Raw genomic sequence first — 25,249 nt, 5'->3', positions numbered from 1 at the left:
CGGCGACCGGCCGGCTTCGGCTACCCGCCCGCCGGCGGGAACGTCCGCCGACGCGTGAACCGGCCCGGGAGCATCCCGACCGGCCGGTCCTCCCAGAGCAGGTCGTCCACCGTGAGGGTCGAGAGCACCGGCTCCCGCAGTCGGTCCTGCGCGATCACGCGATCGGCGTGCTGGGTGAGCGAGTCCTTGTAGACGTTGCGGACCGCGCGGGCGTGGCCGAAGTGCTCGTCGGCGCTCGCGAGCAGGGCTTCGCACAGCTCGCGGAGGTTGGCGCGGGCATCGTCGGCGACGTCGTACTGGTCGGCGGCGGCGAGGCGGCAGAAGATCTCGGCGAGCTCGTCGGCGGAGTAGGGCGCGAACGTCATCCGCGTGGTGAAGCGGGACGACAGGCCCGGGTTGGAGCGCAGGAGCGCCGCGAGCGGTTCGGGGTAGCCGGCGATGATGACGACGAGGCGGTCGCGGTGGTCTTCCATCGCGCGGATCAGGGTCGCGACGGCCTCGGGCCCATAGGAGGAGCCGGCTGCACCCTCGAAGAGGGAATAGGCCTCGTCGATGAAGAGGATGCCGTCGAGGGCGGAGTCGATGACCTGCCCGGTCTTGATCGCGGTCTGCCCGGCGAACCCGGCGACGAGGTCGCCGCGGCCGACCTCCACCACGTGTCCCTTCTCGAGGAGGCCGACTGCGTGGTAGATGCGGCCCATGAGCCGGGCGACGGTGGTCTTCCCCGTGCCGGGCGGTCCGGAGAAGACGAGGTGCTGGACCAGCTGCGCCCGCGGCCGGCCGCCCTGCTCGCGCAGGACCTGCACGCGCAGGAAGTTCGCGAGGGTGCGGACAGCGGCCTTCAGATCGTCCAGGCCGACGAGCGCGTCGAGCTCCATCAGGACCCGGACGAGCGCGTCGTTGCGGGTCGCCTGCTCGTGGGCGGCGATGTCCGTCGCGCGCTGGGCGCGCTGGGCGGCGACGGCGTCCGCCTCCGCACCGCGTCCGCCCGCGCGGTGGAGCTCCTCAAGAAAGGCGAGCGCCTCGTCGACGAGGTCGAGCTCCCCGCTGCAGTGCGCGGCCAGTCCCTGCGCGGCGCCGGTGGCGTGGGTGAGCGCGAGCTCTGCCTGGCCCTGCGCGTGGGCACAGCGCGCGACCGTGAGCTGCGCCCGCCAGCGCCCGGTGCCCCAGTCACGGGCGGCCTGCGCGGCGGCCAGCTGCTCCTCGGCCTCGGCCTGCGCGGCGGCCCAGTCACCGGTGGCCAGGAGGGTCTCGGTCCACAGCGCGTCGAGCCGCACGTGGAAGTCGGTGCGCTTGGTGAGCGCCATGGTGCGCAGCATCTTCCGCGCGCGATCAAGGGCGTCACGCGCGCTTTCCGCGTCGTCGTCGAGTCGCAGCAGGCGTGCCGCGCGGCAGGTGTGGAAGACGACCTGCTCCATCGTCACCCCGGCCTGCCCGCGGATCCGGGCGCCGGCGCCGATCTCCAGGCGCTCGCAGGCCTCACGGTCCCGCGCGAGGATCGCCTGCTCGTATTCGGCGAAGGTCGAACTGGCGGTGGGGGCGACGGTCATCCTGCGATGGGTACGGCGCGGCCGGACCTCCGGCTCTGCGCGGAGTGATTGTCAGCCGCGGTGGGGCGTGAACGCGGGGTGACGAAAGTCACGTCCGCGACGTGATCAAGGACGGGGGCGGGAAACGGCTGCGGCGGGAGAGTGAGGACACAGCCTGCGCCACCCCGGTGCAGGCACCACCGGAAGCCTCCGGACCTCACCAAAGGAACGATCGCCATGAAGCTGCTCCCCGTCCGTCGCCCGTCCGCCGGGCTCGTCGTCGCCACGCTCGCCCTGTCCGCTGCTCTCGGCGGTAGCGCTCACGCCGCCGGCGGCCTGATCACCGGCCTGAACATCAAGGACGGCACCGTGAAGACCGTCGACCTCGCGCCGAGCGCCGTCACCTCGACGAAGGTCGCCGACGGCTCGCTCCTGAAGCGCGACTTCGCCGCCGGGCAGTTGCCGGCCGGCGAGCCCGGGCCGGCTGGAGCGCCCGGCACCGCGGGAGCGCCCGGCGCGCCCGGGGCGAAGGGCGAGAAGGGCGACCCGGGGCCCAAGGGCGACCCGGGCGCCACGAAGGTCGTCGTCCGGAGCACGTACTTCACCGGCGGGAACGGGACCGCGTCGTGCAATGTCGGGGAGCGCGCGACCGGCGGCGGCGTCACGGGCGACCTCTACGAGGCCTACGCGAACCAGAACGAGCCGGTGGTGACCAGCGGCATCCCGACCGGCTGGAAGGGCGGCCTCCGCCTGCGGGCGACCGGTGCGGCAGCCACCGGCACGGTCTACGTCATCTGCGCGGCGCCGTAGCGCGAGGCGGGTGACCTACCGAGCGTCCGACCCGCGCACGGCGGCCGGTGGTGCAAGCCACGCCGGCCGTCGTGCGCTCGCCCGGGTGTCTTCTCGCCCGTCCACGTTGGCCTAGCATCCGGTCGGTGCCCGCACCGCGGAACCCGGGTCGCACCCGCGGCCAGATCCTCGACGCCGCGCTCGGGGTGCTCGCCGACCGGGGACACGCAGGGACGACGATGCAGCGTGTCGCGGACGCGGCCGGTGTCGACAAGGCGCTGCTGCACTACTACTTCACGAGCAAGGCCGGTCTGCTGTCAGCGGCGGTGATGCACCTCGGGGACCGGCTGCTCGCGGATGTCGAGGCCGCGGTGGCCGGGCTGGACGACCCGGCGGACGTCGTCGAGATCGGCTTCGGCACGATGTGGGACCACGTGACCGCCGACCCGCGGCTACACGCGGTCTGGCTGAGCCTGTACGCGGCGGCGATCACCGATCCCGTCCTGGCCGAGACCGTCGGCGCCGTGCGGGCCCGGTACCGCGAGATGGTGCGCGCGCGGCTGCTGGCGATGGTGGCCGCGGGCTGGCGCTCGTCGCTGTCGGACTCGGCGCTGGTGATGCTCGTCGTGGCCTCGATCGACGGATTCACGGTCGCGCTGCTCGAGGACGGCCGCACGCCTGCCCTGGACGAGGCCATCGCCGCCACCCAGGAGATGGTGCGGGCATTGATCGAACGACCGTGAGTTGACACCGCGTCGAGTTTTCTTCACCATTTGGTGAATGAAGAGGGTCGCGTGAGGGCGCTCACCGGATTGGCGTTGCGTCGGCCACGGCTCGTGCTGGCGCTGTGGCTCGTGCTGACCGCCGGGCTCGCCTACAACGGGACGCTGCTGGAGTCGCACATCGCCCCGACGTCGATCGAGGTCCCGGGCACGCGGGCGCAGGCCGCGCAGGATCTGGCCGACGTGGAGATCGGCAACCGCGGGCAGGCCCCGATCCTGCTCGAGGGACCGGCGGCCGCCGTCCGCACGCAGGCCGCGCAGCTCGTCGACCGGCTGCGGGCGGACCCGAAGAACACGGTGCTGTCCGCGTTCGAGCGGGGGGCCCCGCCGCAGCTACGCCCGGCCGGTGGCGCGGTGATCCTGGTGGAGCGGCCGACCGACGAGACGTTCGGGCCGGAGGTCGTCGAAGCGGTGCAGCCCGTGGTCGACGAGGTCGTGCAGGCCCCGGTCCGTTCTTCGGTGACCGGCTTCTCGGCGATCGGGAGCGCGATCTCGGACGCGTCCGTCGAGCAGGCGCACGCGGCGGAGAAGCTCGCCGTCCCGATCCTGCTGATCGTCCTGCTGCTCGTGTTCCGCTCGCCGCTCGGCGCTGCCATTCCCGCCGTCCTCGGGGGCGCCACCGTCGCGAGTGCGCTCGGCCTCGCCGACCTCGTGGCCCGCACGCGCGACGTCACCGACGTGTGCACGCCGATCGCCTCGATGATGGGGCTCGCGCTGGGCGTCGACTACTCGCTGCTGATGGTCTCGCGCTTCCGCGAGGCCCGTCGCGAGGGGGCGGACGTCCAGACGGCGGCCGAGCGGGCAGCGCAGACCGCCGGTCGCACCGTCGTCGTGGCGGGCGTCACGATCCTGGTGACGATGGGCGTCGCGATCCTGCTCGCCCCAGGCACGTTCCTGCAGTCCGCCGCGGTCGGCGCGGCGGCGGCGGCGATCGTCGGCGTCCTCTCTGCGCTCACCGCCGTTCCGGCGGCGCTCGTCCTGGTCGGCCGGCACCTCGAGCGCTGGCGGTTCGGCCGGCCGCCGAGCGACAGCGGCGGAGTGTGGGACCGCCTTGCGTCCCTGCTGCTCAGGCGACCGGCGCTCACCGCGCTCCCGGCCCTCGCGGCGCTCGTGGCGCTCGCCGTCCCGGGCATCGGGCTCGACGCCGGCCCGCCCGACGTCCGGGTCCTTCCGCCGGACGCCCCGGTCCGCACCGACACCGAGCGGGTCGTCCGCGCCCTGGGCCCCGGGTGGAGCGCGCCCTTGGAGCTGCTCGCCGTCGACCGCCGCGCGACCCTCGACACGCCCGCCGGCCGGAAAGCCCTGGGGGCGCTGCGCGCGACGCTCGTCGCCGACCGCGACGTCGCGCTCGTGCTCGGTCCGCGGCCCGTCGGCCGCACGACGCTGCTGACCGTCGTCCCGCGCTCAGGTCCGAACGATCCGCGCACCGGTGCGCTGTACGACCGCGCCCGCGAGGCCATGCGCCGGCTCCAGGCGAGTACCGGAGCCGACGCACGCGTCGGTGGCGTCGCCGCACAGCTGACCGACTACCGGCGCGCGTTCAACGAGCGCCTGCCGTGGCTCGTCGTCGCCCTGAGCGCCGTCGCCTTCGTCGCGCTCGTCGTCGTCCTGCGCGCGCTGCTGCTGCCCCTGATCGCCGTGCTGCTGAACGCGCTCGTCGTCGCAGGCTCGTTCGGCGTGCTGTCCCTGCTGTCCACCGGCGCGGATCCGCTGCTCGGCGGCGCCGGCTTCGCGGACGCGCTGTCGCTGCTGGCGCTCCTGTCCCTGATCTTCGGGCTCTCGCTCGACTACCAGGTGTTCATCCTCACGCGGCTGCGGGAGAACTGGCTGCTGTCCGGGGACATCGGCGCCGCGATCCGCTCGGGCATCGTCCGCACCGGGCCGGTGATCATGGGTGCGGCGGCGATCATGGCGGGCGTCTTCCTCGCCTTCATGACCCCCGACCTGCAGACGATCCGGCAGACCGGGGCCGGCCTCGTGGCGACCGTCCTGCTGGCCGCCTCGGCGGTCTGCCTGGTCGCTTTGCCCGCCGCGCTGCGCCTCGTCGGTCCGGCGGCGTTCTGGCTCCCCGGATGGCTCGACCGGCTCCTGCCCCAGCTCGATCTCGAGGGCGAGTCCGCTCACGCTCGGTCCGCACGCGTTCCGTCCGGGCCTACGCCCGCCCTGACCACGCCACCGTCCGCTGCCGCGGCGCCCCTCGCTGCAACGCCCCTCGCCGCCACCGGAGCACCGGACGCCGACGGTCGGCGGACGCTGCAGCTGCGTGTCGGCCCGGAGCACGAGGGCTCGCCCGGCCAGGCCGGCGGCGCGGTCCTGCCGCAGGCGCTGGACCGGATCTTCGGCGAGCTCGCCGTGGACGGCGGTGACGGTCAGGCCATCAGCGTCGAGACGCGGATCAGCCACCGCGCACCGCTGCGGATCGACCGTGACGTGCAGATCGAGGCCTGGTGCGCCGACCACGACGGACCCTGGCGCAAGCTCGAGGCGACGGTGCGCGATGGGCCGTTCACGATCGCTCACGCCGAGACCACGATCTTCGTGCTGGAGCCACGGGCGGGCGAGGCCCGGGAAACGACGGCCGACCAGGCCGCGGGCTGAACCCCTACTCCCAGAAGTCCGGCACCGGCTCACCGTCCCCGCCCTCCGGGACCGGCCCGCCGATGCACATGAGCTCCAGCCCGTCGGGCCCCGCCTCGAACTGCCGCGCCACCGTCGGCCCGACCCGCAACACGTCCCAGAGCGCGACCTCGATGACCTTGTCGTCGAGCTTGGCCCGTCCCGACCCGGCCACCACGACGTACGCCTCCTCCTGCTCGCGGTGCCGATGCCCGAACGGGAACCGCACGCCCGGCGGGTAGCTGAAGCGGCTCACGCCGACCTGCTCGAAGCCCATGTCGCGGCGGGCGAACCGCCACTGCATGTCGACGTCGTCGGGGCTGCGGTCGGGGACCTCGTCGAAGTTCTTCCTCGTCCAGTCAGACATGGCCGCGAGCGTACCTGCACTGCCGCCCGTCGCCGCTGGGTTTCAGCCCTGCAGCCGCGCGGCCAGCGCACGCGCGTTCATGTGCGCGATCGACTCGATCGAGATCATCGGGTTCACGCCCGTCGCCGTCGGGAAGCACGACCCGTCCGCGACCACGACGTTCGGCATGTCCCACGCTGTCCCGTCCGGGCGGACCGCCCCGCCCTCGGGGCTGCCGTGCATCCGCGCGCTGCCCATCAGGTGTAGGGCGCCGAACGCGCAGCGGCCGGGCGCGTAGCCCTCGCGGGCGGTGGCCGCGGCGAACTGCGCATGCGTCCCCTCGACGCCCGGCCGGTACATGACGGGACGCGTGTGGGACGAGTGGACCTCCTGCGCGCCCGCGGCCTCGAGCAGCTGCGCGGCGCCCTCGACACCGCGCTGCGCGTGCGCCGCGTCGCGCTCCGAGAGGCGGTAGCGCACGACCGGCTGACCGTCCCGGCCGACCCGGACCTCACCGCTGTCCCGGTCGCGGACGATCGCCGCCACGCCGACGATGTGGCCGAGCTTGCGCAGGTGATCGAGGTGCTGCCCGGCCGACCGCCAGGTGGTGAAGGGAAGGACGAGGGACGGGTTCGCGGGGCCGGTCTCGTACATGACGCCGTAGCCGTCGCCGTCCAGGTCGGAGTGCTCGCGGGAGTAGCGCGTCTGCATGCCGCCCTCCCACGGGCGGACCTCCTCGTCCATCACGCCCTGCACGACGGTGACGGGATGCAGGCGCAGGTGCCGGCCGATGTTCGGGTTGACGAACCCGGACCGCTTGAGCAGCGCCGGCGTCTGGATCGCCCCGCACGCGACGACCACCGCACGGGCCTTGACGGTGAGCCGATGACCGCTGGTGGATTCCGCCTCGACGCCCGCGGCGATCCCGTAGTGGCGCGTGATCCGCTGCGCCCGCACGCCGACGATCAGCCGCGACCCGGCGGCCTCGGCATCGGCGAGCCAGGTCTTCGTGACCGACTGCTTCGCGCCCAGCCGGCAGCCGAACCCGCAGCGGCCGCAGTCGACGCCCATGTCGCAGCCGCGGACGTTGCGCGGCATCGCGTCGACGTGCCAGCCCAGCTCCCGCAGGCCGCGCTCCATCACGGCGTCGCGGGACGCTGCGAGGTGGTGCTCGCGGTTGACGCCCAGGCGCTCCTCGACGGCATCGAGGGACACGCCGTACTCGTCGGTGGCGAAGGCCGGCGTGCCGAGCCGCGCCCACTCCGCACGGACGTCGTCCGGCGTGCGGAAGCTCGTCGAGTAGTTGACGACGGTGCCGCCGCCGAGGCACTCGCCGGCGACGATCCCGATCTGCCCGTCGGCGGACACCGCGGGCCCGGAGCTGTACAGGCGCCGCATCGCGTCGAGCTCGCCGCCGTCGAAGTCCGCGTCGTCGTAGTACTCGCCCGCCTCGAGGACGACGACGTCGAGGCCCGCCGCGCTCAGGACACCGGCCGCCGTCCCGCCGCCCGCCCCCGAGCCGACGACCACGACGTCGCACGTCAGCTCGGTGTCGGCGGTGATGCGCAGCGGCGAGAGCGCCGGCGGGGCCGCATCCTCGAGCCGGCCGAGCGGCCCCGGGTAGCCGATCGCGTCCCAGACCGGCGAGCCACCGTCGGGCTGCGGCGTGACGTAGTAGGCGACGGTCGCGCCGCCCTTGAGCGCCTGGAACAGCGCGCGGACCGCGGGGGCCGGTGAGTCGGCCAGCCGGACGAGCGCCCTCTCGCGATCCGCCTGCGACGCGCTGCTGAAGCGCTGCCGCCCGAGGCCGAGGACGACCCCGAAGGCGGGCGCGTCCCAGAGGTCGAGCAGCGCGGCGAGCTGGCGTGTCTCGGCGCGGCGCGGGTTGCCGCTCGCGAGCTCGGCGAGGGTGGCGTCCGTCCCCAGGGCGGACGCGCTCGGCAGGCCGTTCCCGTCCCCCGGCGTGAACGTGTCGCAGATCGCGCGCAGCGCCGCGCGCTGCCGCGGTGTGAACGTCGTCATGGCGCGACGCTACCTGGCCGGCGTCCTGACCGGGGGTGGTCCGGGACGCCTTTGCGCGCCGCCGGGGAGGTCCCTGACGACACCCGCGCGAGGGAGTCGCCCGATGTGGGGGACGGCTGCGTGCTGCACCGTCCGGGCCATGCACTCCTCACTCACGCGCCCCCGCCGCGAACGCCGACGGCGCCTCGTCGCCGCAGCGACCCTGGCGGCAGCGCTCGCAGGCCCCGCCGCCACCGCGCACGCGGACTCGATCGTCTTCATCAAGGACAGCAACATCTGGCTGGCCCAGCCCGACGGGTCCGGCCAGTACCAGGTGACCACCGACGGGACGTCCGACCATCCGTACCGCTCGCCCACGCAGGCGGACGACGGCACGATCGCCGCGGGGCACCTGAACGAGATCGTCCGCCTGAAGCAGAACGGCACGGTCCTGAACCGCATGGACCCACCGCCGCTGAAGAACACCGTGAGCCACCCCGTCGACGGCGCGCCGGTCGACGTCGCGATCTCGCCGGACGGCAGCCGGATCGTCTACACGCTCGTCACCTACACGTGCCCGGTCGCCGGCCCGGAGTGCGCGGCCCGCCCGGCGACCGCCGTGACGCCGGCCGACCGCCTCACGCCGGTCGGCAACGCCTACACGTCGCAGTCGTCGTGGGTGACGAACAGCCGTCTGCTGACGTTCGCCGGCTTCCTGCACCAGGTCAACACGTTCGACGTCGGCCAACAGGAGGATGTGCACTGGTTCGACGACCAGGAGCTCGCCGGGCAGGGCAACAGCACGGACCTGAGCGACGGCGAGGCCAACCGCCAGGGCACCTACGTCGCGGCGATCCGCGGCTACGGCAACGACCGCACCGTGATGTGGCTGCCGATCCGGGGGGACGTCGCGGCGGGCTCGCGGGCGGCCGGGACGCTCGCGCTGCCCACCCTGGACGGCGGCTGCATCACCGGCGCCGTGGCCGACCTGTCCGGACCCACCTGGTCGCCGGACGGGCGGTCGCTGGCCTGGCGCGAGGCGGGCGGCATCCAGGTCTGGGACGACGCCGGCAGCTGCGGCGGCGGCTCGCGCATGGTCATCCCGGGCGGGAGCGAGCCCGACTGGGGGCCGGCCGCCGTGAGCCCCGGACCGCGGCCGGGCACGGGCGGCGGGACGACGACACCCCCGCCCGGCGGCGGTCCCGGGGGCCCGAGCGGCCCGAGCGGGCCGGGCGGCCCCGACGCGGGCGGTCCGGACAAGAGCGGTGGCAAGCCGCCCGCGGTGAAGGCGAAGCTGACCCTTGGCAAGTCGGTGCGGCTCGCGGCGGCGCTGAAGGGCGGGATCGCGCTGCGGCTGACCGGGGCCGCCAAGGGACGCCGCACGGTCACCGCCACCAGCGGCGGCCGCAAGGTCGCGTCCGGCATGGCCGTCGTCCCGGCGAGCGGCCGCGCGACCGTGAGGCTCCGCTTCACCAAGGCGGCGCGGACCACGCTCGCGGCCCGGAAGTCGCTCGTGCTCAGGGTCACGGGGGTGGGCGCCACGCTCACCCTGACCGTCAAGCGCTGACCGGCGCGGCACCAGCCCTCGCTAGCGTGAACGCGATGCCGACCGCGCTCCAGCGCCGTGCCCGTACGGCGCTGTCCGCGCGCATGGCGTCGCTGCTGCCCCCGGACGCGCTGCACGCGGATGGGGAGCACGCGGTCGACCTGGCCGATGCCCTCGTCCCGACCCTGACCGCCGCCGACGTGGCGTGGGTCCACGGCGAGCTTGCGCGCGGCGCCAAGGGCGAGCTGCGGCCGACCCGCGCCGGGGCGGTCCCGGCGCACGCCGCGTGGTCCTCGACCGCGCTCGTGGCCGGGGCGTTCGCGTCGTGGCGGACCGACCCGGGGGCGCTGCGCGTCGCCGGCCTGGGCGGATTCACCGACGTGCGCCTGGAGGAGCGGCTGCTGATCCCGCACGGCGGCGGGACGCCGAACCTCGACGTCGCGCTGCCCGGGCCGGGGACGTTCACCGGCGTCGAGGCCAAGCTCACCGAGCACCTCGCGCCGCAGCCGGCTCGGGCGTGGGCCAAGGCGTACCGGCGGCCCGCGATGGCGAGCGAGCTGCGCGACGGGTGGGCGGCCGTCTTCGCCGCGCTGCTGGAGGGTCGCTGGACGCCGCGCTTCCTGAACGCGGCGCAGCTCGTGAAGCACGCGCTCTCCCTGCAGGCGGCTGCGGCGGACGGCACGGCCACGCAGCTCGTCCTCCTGTACTGGGAGCCGACGGACGGGGACGACCTGCCGGAGGTCGTCACCCACCGCGAAGAGGTCGCCGAGCTGCTCGACCGGCTGGGCGACGACGGCGCACCGCGACTGCACGCGCGCACCTACGCGCAGCTGCTGGACGACTGGGAACCGCTCCGCCCCCAGCACGTGGCGGCACTGCGACAGCGCACCGAGGTTGCTGCCGGTCCCGCCGCCCCGTAGTTTCGACCGATGAGCACGAGCGAGCTGCACTACCGCGCCTGCATCCTCTGCGAGGCGATGTGCGGGCTGGAGGTCGAGCACGCCGGCGGTGAGGTCGTCGGCATCCGCGGCGACACCGCCAATCACTTCTCCAAGGGCCACATCTGCCCCAAGGGCAACGCGCTGCAGGACCTGCACGCCGACCCCGAGCGCATCCGCCGGCCGCTGAAGCGGAACGCGCAGGGTGAGTTCGAGCCCGTCGACTGGGACGTCGCCCTCGACGACATCGCCGACCGGCTCGTCGCGATCCAGCACGCCCACGGCCGCGACGCGGTCGGCTTCTACACGGGCAATCCGTCGGCGCATCACCTCGGCGCGGGCCTGGCCCTGTTCCCGCTGCTGGCCGCTCTCGGGACGCGCAACCGCTACGGCGCGACCTCGCAGGACCAGCTGCCGCACTCGCTCGCCGCGCTGAAGCTCTTTGGCCACTTCGCGCTGTTCCCCGTCCCGGACATCGACCGCACCGACCTGTTCCTGTGCCTGGGCGGCAACCCGCTGGCGTCCAATGGCAGCGTCATGTCGGCACCGGGCTTCCGGCACCGCGTGCGCGACCTGCAGGCCCGCGGCGGCCGCTTCGTCGTCGTCGACCCCCGCCGGACCGAGTCCGCGAACGTCGCCGACGAGCACCTCTTCATCCGCCCGGGCAGCGACGCCTGGCTGCTGCTGGCGATGCTGAGCGTGATCTTCGCCGAAGGGCTGGAGGACCTCGGGAGCGCACGGTCCTACGTCGACGGACTCGGCGAGCTCCAGGCGCACGTCGCCGCGTTCACGCCCGAGGACGCGACCGCGCGGACCGGTATCGCCGCCGACGACATCCGCCGCCTCGCCCGCGAGTTCGCCACCACGCCGCGCGCGGTCGCCTACGGGCGGGTCGGGCTCTGCACCCAGGAGTTCGGGGGCCTGTCCGCCTACCTGGTGTACGTCCTGAACATCGTCACCGGCAAGCTCGACCGGGAGGGCGGCGTGATGTTCACGACGCCCGCCGTCGACCCGCTGCCGCTGGCGCACGCGATCGGGTGGGGCGGGACGTTCGACACCTTCCGCTCACGGGTCAGCGGTCTGCCGGAGTTCGCCGGCGAGTTGCCGTCGACGGTGCTCGCGGAGGAGATGGAGACGCCCGGGGAGGGGCAGCTGCGCGCGCTCCTGGTCCACGCCGGCAACCCGGTCCTGTCGGCGCCGAACGGGCCGCGGATCGAGCGCGCGCTGCCCGGCCTGGAGCTGATGGTCTGCTTCGACTTCTACCTCACCGAGACGACGCGCCACGCCGACTACATCCTGCCGCCGACCGGTCCCCTGGAGTCCCCGGAGTACGACCTCGTCCTGAACGTCGTCACCGTCCGCGACGTCGCGCATTTCTCGCCGGCGCTGTTCGACAAGCCGGAGGGCGCGCGGTACGACTGGGAGGCCCTCGTCGGGCTCACGACGCGGCTGCTGGCGCGCGGGCCGGGCGGGCGCCGCGCCCGTGCGGCCGGCCGGTTCTACGGCGCGCTGTACGAGCGCCTCGGGGCGACGGGGATGCTCGACCTCGCGCTGCGGACCGGTCCGTACGGGCAGCCGGCGGCCGCCGTCGCGCTGCTGGACAAGGCCCTCGGCCGCACCGGGCCGACCCGTGCCGCCTGGGGCCTGCTGACGCGGTCCCTCGGCCGCTCGCCGCTCGCGCGATTCACCGCGCCGCCGGTCACGCCGCTGCCGGACAGCGTCCCGCGGACCGGCCTGACGCTCGACGTCCTGAAGGCGCATCCGCACGGCCTCGACCTCGGGCCGCTGCAGCCGCGCCTGCCCGCGCGCCTCTTCACGCCGGACAAGCGCGTGCCGCTCGTCCACGACCTCTACACCGCCGACCTCGAGCGCCTGCGCGCGGTGCCGCCGGCCGACGGCCTGGTCCTGATCGGCCGTCGCCACCTGCGGTCCAACAACTCGTGGATGCACAACAGCAGGCGGCTCGTGAAGGGACGTTCACGCTGCACGCTGATGATCCACCCCGAGGACGCGAGCGCGCGGGGACTGGCGGACGGCGACACCGCGACGGTCGCCTCGCGGTCCGGCGCGATCGACGTCCCGGTCGAGGTGACGGACGACCTGATGCCCGGCGTCGTCAGCATCCCGCACGGCTGGGGCCACCACCGCGAGGGCACCGGCTGGACGACGGCGGAGGCGCACGCGGGCGTCAGCGTCAACGACATCACCGACGACCGCTTCATCGACCGCATGTCGGGGACGAGCGCACTCAACGGGGTTCCGGTGGAGGTCCGGTCGAAGCCGGCGGCGGTCGGCGCGGTCGCCGCGGCGCACGCGGTCCCCGCGGTCGCGGGCGAGTAGCCGGCGCGTCATGGGCAAGCTGCTCTACTCGGTGTCGATGTCGCTCGACGGCTTCATCGCGGGTCCGGACGGCGACATGTCGTGGCTGGCGGAGCACTTGGGCCCGAACCCGGTCGCGGACGATCTCGTCGCCGCGATCGGCGCGCTCCTGGTCGGCCATCGGACGTTCGGCGGCGACGATCCGAACGCGCGGACGGACAAGGAGGGCGCGTTCGGCGGTGCGTGGTCCGGTCCGCAGTTCGTCCTCACCCATCACCCGCGCGCGAGTGACTGCGCGGACGTGACGTTCCTCGACGACCTCGACGAGGCCGTCACCGCGGCGAAGACGGCGTCCGGCGGGAAGTACGTGAACGTCCTGGGCGCGAACGTCGCCGAGCAGTGCCTGGCCGCCGGGGTCCTGGACGAGGTGCTGGTGTTCGTGGTCCCGACGCTCCTCGGGGACGGCGTGCGGCTGTTCGACCGTCCCGGCGGGACGAACGTCGCCCTGCAGCGGCTGCACGTGACCGAGGTCCCGAGCTCGACCGCGCTCTGGTACCGCGTCCCGCGCGAGCTCGTCTAGGTCGCAGGGACAGGTCGGCCGCGGTCCTTGCGGGAGTCGTACAGGTAGACCAGGACGAGGATGCTCGCGAAGGCCGCGTAGGCGCACCAGACCGAGGTGACGGCGGCCACGCGGATCAGCGCGGCGCCCAGCAGGCCGACGAGATTCGCGACCCCGAACCAGCGCAGCATGCGCTGCGAGGAGCAGATGGCCGGGCCGCACGTCGCGAGGACGTAGGCCACCGCGGTGAACCCGCCGAAGCCGCGGTCCGCCTCGTAGATGACGACGTGGTCGGACGCGGACGCGGTGATCGGATGCGTCAGCAGGTTGACCAGCATGCGGACGCCGACGGCCAGGCCGAGCACCGCCAGCGGCCACAGCCATCGCTGTCGGCGGACGCTGTCAGGCTCGACCAGGAGCAGCGCGACCGGCACGAGCACGGGCAGCAGTGCCTGCGCGACGAGCAGGTAGATCAGCGTCGCGGCGTGCTGCAGCCCCGACGACACGTGGCCCTCGAGCCCGAGCCAGACGAACCCCTCGACGAACTGGTGCGCCGCGAAGACGGCGGGCAGCGCTGCGACGAGCAGCTGCTCACGGCGCCGGACGAGCCGCAGCGAGGCCACGGCGACCGGGCTGATCGCGGCAGCGATCGCGAAGTCGGCGGCCGGGGAGAAGCACATCGGGCAGCAGCTTCCCAGTCGGGACGGCGCGCCGTCGTCGTCACCGCACGCGGCCGCGTGCCGGGTTCCGCGATGATCCCGTGCGCGGATGCCGGTCACGCTGATCCTCACCTTCCCTATGCCCGGGACGACGTCCGACCTCACGGCGATGGGTGCGTGGCCGGCGCACGACGTGCGGGGGCTGCCGCGATGATCCCCGCTCCGCTCACCCCGGACGAGCTGCTCACGCTCGACCTCGACGGCACCCCGCTGCCGTTCCACGACCTGGTCGCCGACGGGCTCGAGCGCGACTACTCCGCGCGGGTGCCGGCGCTGCGGGGGCTGATCGGGGCCGGGACGGGACGCCGGCAGGCGTTCGCGGCCGCGCTGCTCGCGGCGTGGGGGGATCGGGACGGTCTGCTGGCCATCAGCGGCTGGGCGCAGGACCCCGCCGCCGTGCCGTGGGCGGCGGACCCGGCGGTGGAGGATCGCTTCGGGCAGGGGGACGCGACGTTCGGGATGCTGGCGTGGGCGCTGAGCGTGGAGGGCGACCGGCCGGTCACCGAGCCCGTGGCGCAGCTGCGCGTCGGGGCGACCCGAGCCCTGTTGCTGCTGGCGGACCGCGTCCGGTTCGACGGTGACCTGGCACTGCTGCTGGACCTCGACCCGGTCCTCGCCGCACGGGTCGGGCCTGAGCTGACCTGGGCGGTCGCGGAGGCCGCTGCCGCGGCGCGGGGGGACAGGCCGCAGCTCCGTGTGCAGGCCGAGTCGCTCGACGACTTCGCCGCCCGCCGGGCGGAGAGCCCGCTGCCCGCGGTGACCGTCGACGCGCCCCGGCTCCTGGGGTGGGCCACCCGCCTCGCCCGCCTGCTGCCCGCCGGGCCGGACGATGCGCTCGCCGCGCTCGACCTGACGGGGACCGCGGAGCGGCCCGGCCGCGTCGCCATCGCACCGCCACCGGCCGGCGTCGAGAGCGCCGCGCTCGTCCTGCGCGAGGACGCGCTCGACCACGTCCTGCTGCGGTTCGCGCGTCACGCCGCGCCCACCCGCGCCGCACTCGACGCGGCGCTCGGGACGGCGATCGCGCTGCCGGTGCTGCCCGGTGGTGCCGGGACCCCGGTCGCCTATCGGGTGGCGCCCCCGGCCGCGACGCACGCCTGCACGGTGATCGCGACCTTCAACGGGAGCGCACCGGAGGACCCCGCCTCGCGCCCCGACACCGTCGCCCTGCGCCGCGACCGGCTGCCCGCGTCCGCCCCGGCCCCCGCCCCCGCCCCCGGCACCGGCGGACCGACTCCCGCCAGGGGAAACCCCATCCCCGGTGGATACGCCGTCGCCGATCGTCCCGTGCGGGTCGTGGCCGCCCCGGACGGCACCGTCCGCGTCAGCGCGCTCGACCTGCTGAGCGGGGCGCTCGTCCCGGCCGACGCGCTCGTGCCCGTCATCGCCGGCGGCGGCCGCGGCGTTCAGCCGCTCGGCGACAGCGCCTTCGACGTGCTCGTCGCTGCGCTGCGCCGCGTCGCGTCCCACGACCGCCAGGTGGCCGCGATCGCGTGGCACCCCACCGGCGATCCGGTCCTGCCCCACCGCGCCGAGCACGCCGGCCGGTCCTACCTGCTCGAGGACGGCGACTACCCGATGCAGGCCCGCTACGTCGTCCACTGCGGCGGCGACGAGGTCGACCGGCTCGACGCCTGGCCGCGGACCTGGACCCGCGCGCACGGGGACGGCTCGGCGACGGCGACGGCGACGGCGACGGCGGGGGACGACGGTCCGTAGGGTCGAGGGCTCGTGCCCCGTCCCCGCCTCAGCGTCCTCACGTTCACCACGGGCCGGCGGCGTGAGTACCTCGCGCAGACCTGGGCGAGCCTTCGCGATCAGCTCGACGACGCCGAGTGGCTCGTGGTCCAGGACGGGCCGCAGGACGACTTCGCGGCCCACCTCGCGGAGCTCACCGGTGGCCGCGCCCGGCACATCGCGACGGGCCGGCCCGTCGGCATCGCGATCGCCCGGCAGGCCGCGGTGGACGCCGCCCGCGGGCAGCTCGTGTGCTTCGTGGACGACGACGACATGCTCGCGGCCGGCGCACTGCACGCGCTGATCGCCTGCTTCGCGGACCCCGACGTGGCCTGGGCCTCGGGGCGGACCGTGTCCCTCGATGCCGCCGCGCGCACCGTCGACTGGGACCGCAGCCTGCCGCCCGGCCCGGTTCCGGCCGGCGCGCCGTGGGCCTACCACCAGGCGTCCGGCGGGCGGCAGCATCCGTTCGCGATCGGCCCAGTCATGCTCCGCCGCGCGCGGCTGGAGGAGCTCGGCGGCTTCCCGGCGGCGCAGCGCGGGCAGGACCAGACCGCGTTCTACCCGCTGTCCAGCCGTCACCCGGGGCACATGATCGACCGGGTGCACTACGCGTACCGCCAGCACGCGTGCCAGAGTACGAAGGAGCCGCGCGTGCAGCCGCTGCTCGAGCTGGCGACGCAGATCACGCAGCGCCGGATCGCGGCGGCCCTGGGCGAGCAGCCGCCCTCGGCCCAACCGGGCCGGCTCACGACGCTGGTCGTCGGTGACCCGGACGGCGTGCCGGCCGCGCGGACCGGGCTGACCGTGGTGCTGCACGAGTCCCCGGTCATGTCGGACCGCCGCCAGGCCGACGGGGTCCGCGTCGTCGGGCTGCCGTGCAACCTCAGCTGCCCGACGGTCGGGTGGACGTACGGCCTGCTGCACTGCGCCGGCGACCGCGTCCGGCTGAAGCTCCGCGGGGAGGACTTGGACAGCGGCCCGGTGCTGAGCGTCCCGGCCCTGTGGGACGCCGGCTGCCTGCCGGCCGTGAGCGGCGACGTGCGGCAGCTGCTGGGCCCCGAGCTCCGCGCCGGAGCGTGATCGAACCGGCGCGGGCCGTCCCCCTCAAGCCTCCGTCGCGCGGCGCCGACAACCATGCGACATGCCGTCGCACCTCATTCCCGTTCGCCCGCTGCCCGAGCATGCCGCCGACGACGCGTCGCTTCCGCGGCGCGGGACGACCGGTCGCCGCCTGAAGGCGCTGGTCCGGCGGGGAGTGCTGCTGGGCGCGGGGGCGGTGCTGCTGACCGGCGCAGCCGCCGTGCCGGCCGACGCGCAGCCGGCGGGTCCGTCGGCGGGCACCGCGCAGGCCGGCGTGTTCCCCGTCGCGCGGCTCGCCGGCATCGACGCCTCGCGTGCGCAGGTGCTCACGGCGGTCTACTCGAGCCTCACCGGCGCGGCGGTCACGCGGTCCGCCGTGGACTGGAACGCGCTCGCGGCGGCACGGCCACAGCTGGAGCCGATCGCCGAGGCCCTGCGGACGGACCTCGGCGTGGCGTCGGCAGCGGCCGCACTCGCCGCGGACGCCACCCCCGGACAGGTCTTCGCCGCCGCCGGGGCAGCGGCCGGCGCGGCCGGGCGCACGGCCGAGGCCGCTGCCTTCGACGGCCTTGCGAGCGACCTGGCCGACGCGACCGAGACGATCCGCCTGGACGAGGTGCTGACGGTCGACGCGTCCTCGCCGATCTTCGCCGACATCAACGTGAACGCCCTCGACCTGGCGACCGCCGTCGTCGAGCGGTACAGCTTCGATGCCGACCTCAGCACTGACCCGATCACCGTGTCCGGCACGTCACTCGGGCTCGGCAGCGTGCTGAACTCGGTGCAGCTGCGCCCGCTGGTCGTCGCGCCGTCCGGCTACGCTCGCGGGGCCGCCGGCACGCTGCTCCAGTCGCCGGCGCTGCGCCTGAAGCTCGACGTGGACCTGGTCGACGCCGCCGTGGACACGGTTGGGCTGCGGGCCGTGCTCAGCGGGCTCGGTCTCGTCACCGCGAGCCAGACGATCGAGCGGCTGAGCCTGTTCGTCGAGGTCGCCGCCGGTCAGGGGACGCTGGACCTCGTGGACGCGGTCGCCCAGAGCGTCCAGCTCTCGGGCACCCCGGGGGTGGCGGACGTCTACCTCGGGCGGATCGCCGACGCGGTGTTCTTCGACCGCGGCCGCGCGATCGTCCCGGCCACGGACCTCAGCTTCGACACCGTCGGCTCGCTGGCGATCAGGGTGCAGGCGCCGATCATCGGCACCGTGCTCAGCGACGCGGCGGCCAACGTCCAGGCGCGTTCGTCGGCGATCGGGGCCGCCCCGTCGGCGTCGATCCTGTCGTTCGAGGCCCCGTACCCCGCCACCCTGACCGCCGGGGGAAGCGCGGCCTTCCTCGCGAACGTCAACTCCGCGCTGTCCACGAACCTCCAGCTCCGGCTGAGCGGCAGCCTCGGCGTGCTGCTCGACCCGCTCGTGAACGGCACGATCCTCCCGACGATCACGCCGACCACGGCCGGCGTGCTCTCGCCGCGCATCGGGACGATCCTGGGATCCGTCGCCGACCCGTCGCTGCGGGCGATGGGTGCGGGTATCGGGGAGTTCGCGGCCACCGCCGACGCGCCCGTCGACCCGACGCCGGACACCACGGCGCCGGACGCCCCGATGCTCACGACCACGGCGCCCGCCTCGCCGGACCGCAGCCTGACGCCGCGGGTGGTCGGGGACGCGGAGCCCGGCGCGACGGTGACGGTCTATGCCGGTGCTGCCTGCGCGGGCACGCCGCTCGTCAGCGGCACGGCCGCGGCGCTGGCGAGCCCCGGACTCACGCTGACGGTCGACGCCGACTCCAGTGCCGTCCTATCGGCGACGGCCACCGACGCCGCCGGCAACGTGTCGCTCTGCTCGGCGCCGCTGACCTACGTCAACGACCGCACGCCGCCGGCGGTGCCGTCGCTGACGGCGACCAGCCCGGCCTCGCCCGCGCGGTCGCTGACCCCCGCGGTGATCGGCACGGCGGCGGCCGGCTCGATCGTCGCGATCCACGACACCGCCGACTGCTCGGGCACGCCGCTCGCGCTCGGAACGGCGGCCGCGCTCGGCGACGCCGGCCTGACGATCAGCGTCCCCGCCGACAGTGCGACCACGCTGCGCGCCACGGCGACGGACGCGGCGGGCAACGCGTCCGCCTGCTCGGCGCCGCTCGCCTACGTGAACGACCGCACCGCCCCGGACGCGCCGTCGCTGAGCGCCACGGACCCGGCGTCCCCGGGGAGCGACCTGACCCCGCGCCTGCTGGGCGGCGCCGAGGCCGGCTCGTCGATCGCGGTCCACGACAGCAGCGACTGCTCGGGCACGCCGCTCGCCACGGGATCAGCGGCGTCGCTCGCCGCCCCCGGCCTCCAGGTCACCGTCGTGGCGGACAGCACGACGGTCCTGCGGGCGGTCGCGACCGACGCCGCCGGCAACGCGTCGGCCTGCTCGGCGCCGCTCACCTACGTGAACGACCGCACCGCGCCCGGCGTCCCGACCGTCGCGTCGACGTCCCCCGCCTCGCCGTCCCGGTCCCTGACGCCCGCCGTGGTCGGCGCCGCCGACCCGGGCGCGACCGTGCGCCTGTACGGCACCGCCGCCTGCTCGGGAACGCCGCTGGCCACCGGCACCGCGGCCGCGTTCGGCGGCGCGGGCCTGCCGATCGCCGTGCCCGCCGACAGCACGACCGCCATCCGCGCGACGGCGACCGACGCCGCGGGCAACGCGTCCGCCTGCTCGGCGCCACTGACCTACGTCAACAACCGCACCCCGCCGGCACCGCCGTCGCTGACGTCGACCGACCCGCCGTCCCCCGCACGCGACCTGACGCCGGCGGTGATCGGCACGGCCGCAGCCGGGACGACGGTGGCGCTGTACACGGAGGCGACCTGCACGGGTACGCCGTTGGCGACCGGCACGGCCGCCGCGCTCGGCGACGCGGGACTGACGGTCACCGTCCCGGCCGACAGCACGACCGCGGTCCGCGCCACCGCGACCGACGGCGCGGGCAACGTCTCCGCGTGCTCGGCACCGCTCACGTACGTCAACGACCGGACCGCGCCCGCCGCGCCGACGCTGACTTCGACGAGCCCCGCGTCCCCGTCGAGCGACCGCACGCCCGGGGTCATCGGGACCGCGGAGCCCGGGTCCACCGTCACGCTCTACGGGACCACGGACTGCTCCGGCGCCGTGGCCGCGAGCGGGACGGCGGCGGCCTTCGCTGCGCCCGGCCTGAGCGTGATCGTGACGGCGCTGAGCAGCTCCAGCTTCGCCGCCGTCGCCACGGACGCTGCCGGGAACCGCTCGGCCTGCTCGCCGGCGCCCCTGCCCTACGTGAACGTCGCCGCGCCCGCGCCCGGTGGGGGCACCCAGCCGACGACCCCGGCCGCGCCCGACGCCCCGACCATCATCAGCACCACGCCGGCATCGGGGTCGAGCGACCGCACCCCGCGGCTGCGCGGCGCCGCGCCGGCCGGGACGACGGTGAAGGTCTACGCGGGCGCCTCCTGCTCCGGTGCGCCGGTAGCGACCGGGACCGCCGCCGCGTTTGCCGACCCGGGGCTGCTCGTCCCGGCCGCAGCGGACGCGCGGTCGACCTACACGGCCACCGCCACGGCCGGTGGCAGCAGCGCCTCGGCGTGCTCGTCGCCGGTGTCGTACACGCACGCCAGCACGGTCGTGCCCGCGCCGCCGGCCGTCGACCCGGCGCCGCCCGCACCCGCCCCGACGCCGCCGGCGACGCCCGACCCGCCCGCGACCCCCGCGCCCACGCAGCCTGTCCCGGTCGAGCCGGCGCCCGTCCAGCCGGGACCTGTCGCGGTCGCGCCCGTGCAGCCGGTCCGGCCGGCGACGTCCGTGGTCCCGGTCGTATCGCGCCCGCCGAGCACAGTGCCTGCCCCGCCGGCGTGCCGCAGCCGGCGCGTCGTGCAACTGGCGTTCACCCTTGATGCGCGCAGGGGCACGCGGATCGTGCGCACGGTCATCCACGTGAACGGCAAGCGCTGGCGGACCCTCGGCCGTGGGGTGACGCGGACGAGGATGTCGCTGGCCGGCTACCCGAAGGGCCTGGTCCGCGTGAGCCTGCGCGCAACGACCACCACTGGCGCGATCTACGCCGGAACGCGGAGTTTCCGGGTGTGCAACCACGTCGGCGGCAAAACGGTTTCGGCGAGCCCGCTGCGCAGGGTCGCCCGCTGATCTCCTGGGTCGGGCCCGGCCGCGCCGTGTAGCGTCGCACGGGTGATCGTGACGCTCTACGGGATGTGGCACTCCCACCCGGTGCTCGCCGCGCGGCTGATGCTCGAGCGCAAGGGCCTCGAGCACAACGTCCGCGACGCGCTGCCGGGCCTGCACCCGCTGGCGGTGCGCGCCGCCGGCTTCCCGGGACGGACAGTGCCCGCGATGCGCCTGGGCGACCGCATGGTGCAGGGGACGCTGAGCATCTCGCGCGCGCTCGACGAGGTCGTCCCGGCCGCGCCGCTGTTCCCGGCCGACCCCGGGGCGCGCGCCGCGGTCGAGGCGGCCGAGCGGTGGGGGCACGACGAGCTCCAGCCCGTCGCCACGCGGGTCTTCCGCTGGGCGGGCGCGACCGACAACCGCGTCCGCGCGTGGATGGCGACCGAGGTCATCGGCTGGCCGCTCGGCTCCGTGTTGGGACACGGCTTCACGCCGGTGATGGCGTACTACGCGTCCATCGTCGGCGCCGACTCGGCGGCCGTACGCGCCGACCTCGCCGGGCTGCCGGCGCTGCTCGACCGGGCCGACGCCCTGATCGCCGACGGGGTCCTCGGTGGCCCCGACGTCAACGCGGCCGACTGCCAGGTCCTCGCCTCGCTGCGCCTGCTCGCGGCGCACGAGGACCTGCGTCCGCTGCTCGAGGCGCGTCGGTGCGGTCGACTGGCGCTCGCGCGGGTGCCGAACTTCCCGCCGGGCCCGGACGCGACCAGGCCGGTGCCGGCGGTCCTGCCGCGGGAGTGGCTGCCCGCGGCGTGAGCACATGCGTTCTGGCAGCAAAACCCACGCATACGGTGGGGTCCGCTGCCGCTCGTCGTTCCGTGCGCGCCGGGGCGCGAGGACGCCCCGCCTCTCAGGTCTCGTCCGCTTGACCGCCTCGCGAGCGCCCCTGGATGCCGGCCACCGCGTCGATCGCGTCCTCGAGCGCCAGCAGGACGGGGTGGACCACGCGCGCGCAGGACATCACGTCCGCGTCATAGTCGAGGTCGAAGCGGTCCCGCGAGAACGACCGTTCCAGGTCGTAGTCGTCCAGCAGGCCCAGGACCCCGCGCCTGACGTCGTCGCGCGCGTCCTCCAGCAGCGCGAGCCACGCGTCCATCCCGACCCCGCTGTCGAACTCGCCGACCTCCTCGACCGCGTAGGACGGCTGGTCGCCGGCGCTGTCGTCGCGCACCGCATCCGGCGGCAACGCCGCCACGAGGCGCCAGCGCGCGTCCAGGCGCTCGACGAACCGCATCCGCTCGTGGTCGGGGAGCCGCCGGACGCGGTAGCGCGTCCCGTCGGCTGCTGCGTAGGAGCCGATCGCCGGCTGCTCATCGGTCATCGCATATCCATCGGTTCGGGAGTCTCGGTCAGGCGGGGAGTCGCCGGAAAGGCTCCCGCCCCTGACTCGCGGGGTCAACACGGAGCGGCCACGACCGACCCGGGACGAGCGCGTGGGTGACGAGATGCGACGGAATGCGACAGAACTGTTTAGGCTCGCGCCATCGCGGGACTGGTTTTCGGGTCATCACCGCCCGCGATGCTGGAGTGACGGGGGCAGGGGCCCATCCATCACCTCCAGCGGGGACGACCCTATTCGCAGGGAGAACACGGAGGTAGGGGATGAAGGTCGTATCTGTCGGTGCTCGCGCGCTCGCGCTGGCCGGACTCGGGGTCGCGCTGTGCGGCGTGCCCAATTCGCAGGCGGCGCTCACGGCGCCGGTCGACGCAACGGTCTACCGCGGCGACGTGCCGGTCCAGGAGAACACCGGCGGACGGGTGCGCAGCGCGCTCACGCCGGCGGATGTCCCCGGCGTCGCCAGCCTGGACACCCAGGGCGAGCTCGACACGTCGGCGGGCGGCACGCTGTTCGGCGCGCGCACGGGCTGCCTGGTGAAGGGCAACGGCCTGCTGAACAGCAACGTGACGAACCCGCTGCGGACGCTGACCGACGCGGACACTGCGACGCAGGGCTCGGTCGTCATCACGCGCGACGCCGACAACGCGGTCGTCTACAGCCAGGGCCACCTGTCGAACCAGGACTTCCTCGCGGCGCCGTCGCCCAGTAGCGCCCAGCCGTTCGGCGGGACGTGGCTCACGCAGGGCGCGACCGCCGGCACCTACACCGCGCGCAGCTACAAGCGCGACATCGTCCGCGGTGACGCAAATGCGGCCGTCGGCGCGAATGACACGGCGGCGCAGAAGGCGTCCAAGCGCAACGCGCTGGCCACCTGCCGGATCAACACCAGCACGACGGCGACGCCGAACCCCGACGTCCTCGTCTCCACCGTGAAGTTCGAGTATCGCCCGTGGGAGCAGCGCTTCCGCGACACGCTCCAGACGTCAGGCGGCATCGACTTCAACCTCAACTCCTCGCGCGAGTTCCAGCTGACGCTGCGCGGCAACCGCCAGAGCGTGGTCCGGAACGCCCCCGAGGCGTACACCGTCGTGAAGCTGCCGAGCGACGCCGGGCTGCTGCTGCCGGCCGACCCCTCGGTCTGCGCGGACGACATCGCAGCGTGCCTGCCGCCGACGCCGCCCGCGTGCGCCGAGAACCCGGCTGCCTGCACGGACCGCCTCGTCGTCCTGAGCTACGGCTCGAGCACCGAGGAGGTCATCGGCTTCTTCGACCTCAAGACCCGTGCGTTCGTCGCCTACGTGAAGGTGGGCAACAGCGTCGCCGTGCTGAAGTCGGCCGGTGACCTCGACGCCCAGGTCCTTGCGCTGAAGCAGCAGCTGATCGCGGCAGCGGCCCCGCTCGGCATCGATGCCGCCCGGATCTCCGCGATGAAGCTGAGCTCGGTGAGCGACGGCGGCACGCAGACCGCGCTGTCGCTCGACGAGGGCCTCGAGCAGCTCGCCGGCACCGGCATGGTGAACGGCGCCACCGTCCAAGGCGCCCCGTCGGCCCAGGCCGGCGTGATCGTGCACACGATCCTCGGCGGGTACCAGGGCACGGCCGCCGGCCCCTACAAGGTCACCGGCACGCTCACGACCCCGGCGACGCCCGGGCTCCCGGCGTTGCCCGCGCTGCCCGCGCCGCTGACGACCTACGGGCCGCTGATCGAGGGGCTGATCGGGACGAGCGGCATCGGCGCCCGCCAGGTGAGCGCGTCCCGCTACACCGGTGGCCGGCACGTCTACGCGCTGGCAGCCGGCGTCGAGCCGACGAACCCGAAGCTCGTGTACATCCCGACCGACGTCGCCACGATCAGCGACTCGTCGATCGACTTCGTCGGCGCGCCGCTGTCGGTTACCCAGGGCGGCGTCTGCAACGCACAGGGCGCCTGCGTGGGCGTCGCGTTCTTCGTCGGCGCCGGCGGGGCGGTCTACGACAGCCCCGTCGCGATTCCGCCGCTGCTCCCGTAGCCAAGTCAGGTCCACCCCGCGGCCGGTCGCAAGGCCGGCCGCGGGACGTCGTCCGTCAGGCCGGAGCGGTCCGCCTCGACCAGCACCATGAGAGACCGCGAAGATCAGGAGCACGATGCCCGAGACGTACACCGACACCCCGCTGCTGACCGACCGCTACACCGACGCGGTCACGTACGCGGCCACCCACCACGCCCGCCAGCTGCGCAAGGGGACCGAGGTGCCGTACCTCTCGCACCTGCTCTCGGTCAGCTCGCTCGTGCTGGAGATGGGCGGCAGTGAGGACGAGGCCATCGGCGGGCTCCTGCACGACGTGGTGGAGGACGGGGGCGGCGCGGCGGCGGAGGCCGAGATCCGCCGGCGATTCGGGGACGACGTCGCCCGGATCGTCGTCGCGAACAGCGACACCGACGAGATCCCGAAGCCGCCGTGGCGCGCGCGCAAGGAGGCGTACGTGGCCGCGATCGCCCACAAGCAGCCCGACGAGCTGCGGGTGTCGCTGGCGGACAAGCTGCACAACGCGCGGGCGATCCTGCTCGACCTGCGCACGGCCGGCACGGACCTGTGGGGCCGGTTCAACCCGACGGCGGACGTGCCGTGGTACTACCGCGCGCTGGCGGACGCCTTCGCGGCGCGGGCTGATGTCCTGGGCACCGGCGGGGTCGCGGCGCTCGGCGAGCTCACGCGGACGGTGGACGCGATCGACCGCCTGGTCGCGGAGGCGCCGGACTGA

General features: G+C 74.7%; 18 protein-coding genes. 13 read left to right on the top strand and 5 right to left on the bottom strand.

The window, feature by feature from the left end; translation table 11 throughout:
- Positions 1-20 precede the first annotated feature (20 nt).
- On the bottom strand, positions 21-1,550 hold the full coding sequence (locus DSM112329_RS23595) for an AAA family ATPase (RefSeq protein WP_354699010.1): 1,530 nt from the start codon (positions 1,548-1,550) through the stop codon (positions 21-23).
- A gap of 216 nt (positions 1,551-1,766) precedes the next feature.
- On the opposite strand from DSM112329_RS23595, the gene DSM112329_RS23590 reads away from it, so the two are divergent.
- The 3 genes from DSM112329_RS23590 (at position 1,767) to DSM112329_RS23580 (ending at position 5,698) form a co-directional block, all read left to right on the top strand.
- On the top strand, positions 1,767-2,339 hold the full coding sequence (locus DSM112329_RS23590; protein ID WP_354699009.1) for a collagen-like protein: 573 nt from the start codon (positions 1,767-1,769) through the stop codon (positions 2,337-2,339).
- Positions 2,340-2,464: 125 nt separating this feature from the next.
- Entirely contained in the window at positions 2,465-3,061 is a 597-nt protein-coding gene (locus DSM112329_RS23585) for a TetR/AcrR family transcriptional regulator (RefSeq protein ID WP_354699008.1), read from the top strand.
- 51 nt (positions 3,062-3,112) lie between these two features.
- Positions 3,113-5,698: an MMPL family transporter gene (locus DSM112329_RS23580; protein ID WP_354699007.1), complete on the top strand. Its 2,586-nt coding sequence runs from the start codon at positions 3,113-3,115 to the stop codon at positions 5,696-5,698.
- A gap of 4 nt (positions 5,699-5,702) precedes the next feature.
- Here DSM112329_RS23580 and DSM112329_RS23575 read toward each other — a convergent pair whose 3' ends face one another.
- Positions 5,703-6,083 carry a hypothetical protein gene (locus DSM112329_RS23575; RefSeq protein ID WP_354699006.1) on the bottom strand — a complete coding sequence of 127 codons (381 nt, stop codon included), beginning with the start codon at positions 6,081-6,083 and terminating at the stop codon, positions 5,703-5,705.
- Between the two features lie 42 nt (positions 6,084-6,125).
- Positions 6,126-8,084 carry a GMC family oxidoreductase N-terminal domain-containing protein gene (locus DSM112329_RS23570; RefSeq protein WP_354699005.1) on the bottom strand — a complete coding sequence of 653 codons (1,959 nt, stop codon included), beginning with the start codon at positions 8,082-8,084 and terminating at the stop codon, positions 6,126-6,128.
- 139 nt (positions 8,085-8,223) lie between these two features.
- Between DSM112329_RS23570 and DSM112329_RS23565 the strand changes: the two genes are divergently transcribed.
- The 4 genes from DSM112329_RS23565 to DSM112329_RS23550 are packed head-to-tail and all read left to right on the top strand — an operon-like array spanning position 8,224 to position 13,446.
- Entirely contained in the window at positions 8,224-9,630 is a 1,407-nt protein-coding gene (locus DSM112329_RS23565; RefSeq protein WP_354699004.1) for a hypothetical protein, read from the top strand.
- A gap of 35 nt (positions 9,631-9,665) precedes the next feature.
- Complete coding sequence (locus DSM112329_RS23560; RefSeq protein ID WP_354699003.1) at positions 9,666-10,529, top strand: hypothetical protein; 864 nt, start codon at positions 9,666-9,668, stop codon at positions 10,527-10,529.
- A 9-nt stretch (positions 10,530-10,538) separates the two neighbouring features.
- A complete protein-coding gene (locus tag DSM112329_RS23555) occupies positions 10,539-12,887 on the top strand; it encodes a molybdopterin oxidoreductase family protein (protein WP_354699002.1) in 2,349 nt (782 codons plus the stop codon).
- A gap of 10 nt (positions 12,888-12,897) precedes the next feature.
- Positions 12,898-13,446: a dihydrofolate reductase family protein gene (locus DSM112329_RS23550; RefSeq protein ID WP_354699001.1), complete on the top strand. Its 549-nt coding sequence runs from the start codon at positions 12,898-12,900 to the stop codon at positions 13,444-13,446.
- Here DSM112329_RS23550 and DSM112329_RS23545 read toward each other — a convergent pair.
- Positions 13,443-14,105 carry a DUF6629 family protein gene (locus DSM112329_RS23545; protein WP_354699000.1) on the bottom strand — a complete coding sequence of 221 codons (663 nt, stop codon included), beginning with the start codon at positions 14,103-14,105 and terminating at the stop codon, positions 13,443-13,445. The two genes, DSM112329_RS23550 and DSM112329_RS23545, sit on opposite strands and share 4 nt — an antisense overlap.
- Before the next feature lie 189 nt (positions 14,106-14,294).
- Between DSM112329_RS23545 and DSM112329_RS23540 the strand changes: the two genes are divergently transcribed.
- The 4 genes from DSM112329_RS23540 to DSM112329_RS23525 all read left to right on the top strand — a co-directional run bounded on the left by DSM112329_RS23540 (position 14,295) and on the right by DSM112329_RS23525 (position 21,924).
- Positions 14,295-15,863 (top strand): hypothetical protein, encoded by a 1,569-nt coding sequence (locus DSM112329_RS23540; RefSeq protein WP_354698999.1) that lies wholly within the window; start codon positions 14,295-14,297, stop codon positions 15,861-15,863.
- Between the two features lie 12 nt (positions 15,864-15,875).
- On the top strand, positions 15,876-16,964 hold the full coding sequence (locus DSM112329_RS23535; protein ID WP_354698998.1) for a glycosyltransferase family 2 protein: 1,089 nt from the start codon (positions 15,876-15,878) through the stop codon (positions 16,962-16,964).
- A gap of 61 nt (positions 16,965-17,025) precedes the next feature.
- On the top strand, positions 17,026-21,129 hold the full coding sequence (locus DSM112329_RS23530) for a hypothetical protein (RefSeq protein WP_354698997.1): 4,104 nt from the start codon (positions 17,026-17,028) through the stop codon (positions 21,127-21,129).
- 42 nt (positions 21,130-21,171) lie between these two features.
- Positions 21,172-21,924 (top strand): glutathione S-transferase N-terminal domain-containing protein, encoded by a 753-nt coding sequence (locus DSM112329_RS23525; RefSeq protein WP_354698996.1) that lies wholly within the window; start codon positions 21,172-21,174, stop codon positions 21,922-21,924.
- A 94-nt stretch (positions 21,925-22,018) separates the two neighbouring features.
- Here the strand turns inward: DSM112329_RS23525 and DSM112329_RS23520 are convergent, their stop codons facing one another.
- Entirely contained in the window at positions 22,019-22,489 is a 471-nt protein-coding gene (locus DSM112329_RS23520) for a hypothetical protein (protein ID WP_354698995.1), read from the bottom strand.
- 281 nt (positions 22,490-22,770) lie between these two features.
- Here DSM112329_RS23520 and DSM112329_RS23515 point away from each other — a divergent pair, with 281 nt between their 5' ends.
- Together DSM112329_RS23515 and DSM112329_RS23510 are read left to right on the top strand one after the other, a co-directional pair.
- Positions 22,771-24,516, top strand: a complete 1,746-nt coding sequence (locus tag DSM112329_RS23515; protein ID WP_354698994.1) for a hypothetical protein — start codon at positions 22,771-22,773, stop codon at positions 24,514-24,516.
- Positions 24,517-24,631: 115 nt separating this feature from the next.
- Entirely contained in the window at positions 24,632-25,249 is a 618-nt protein-coding gene (locus DSM112329_RS23510) for an HD domain-containing protein (protein ID WP_354698993.1), read from the top strand.

The sequence above is a fragment of the Paraconexibacter sp. AEG42_29 genome (genome assembly GCF_040581415.1).
GTDB lineage: Bacteria > Actinomycetota > Thermoleophilia > Solirubrobacterales > Solirubrobacteraceae > Paraconexibacter.
This window is presented reverse-complemented; position numbering and strand designations above follow the sequence as displayed.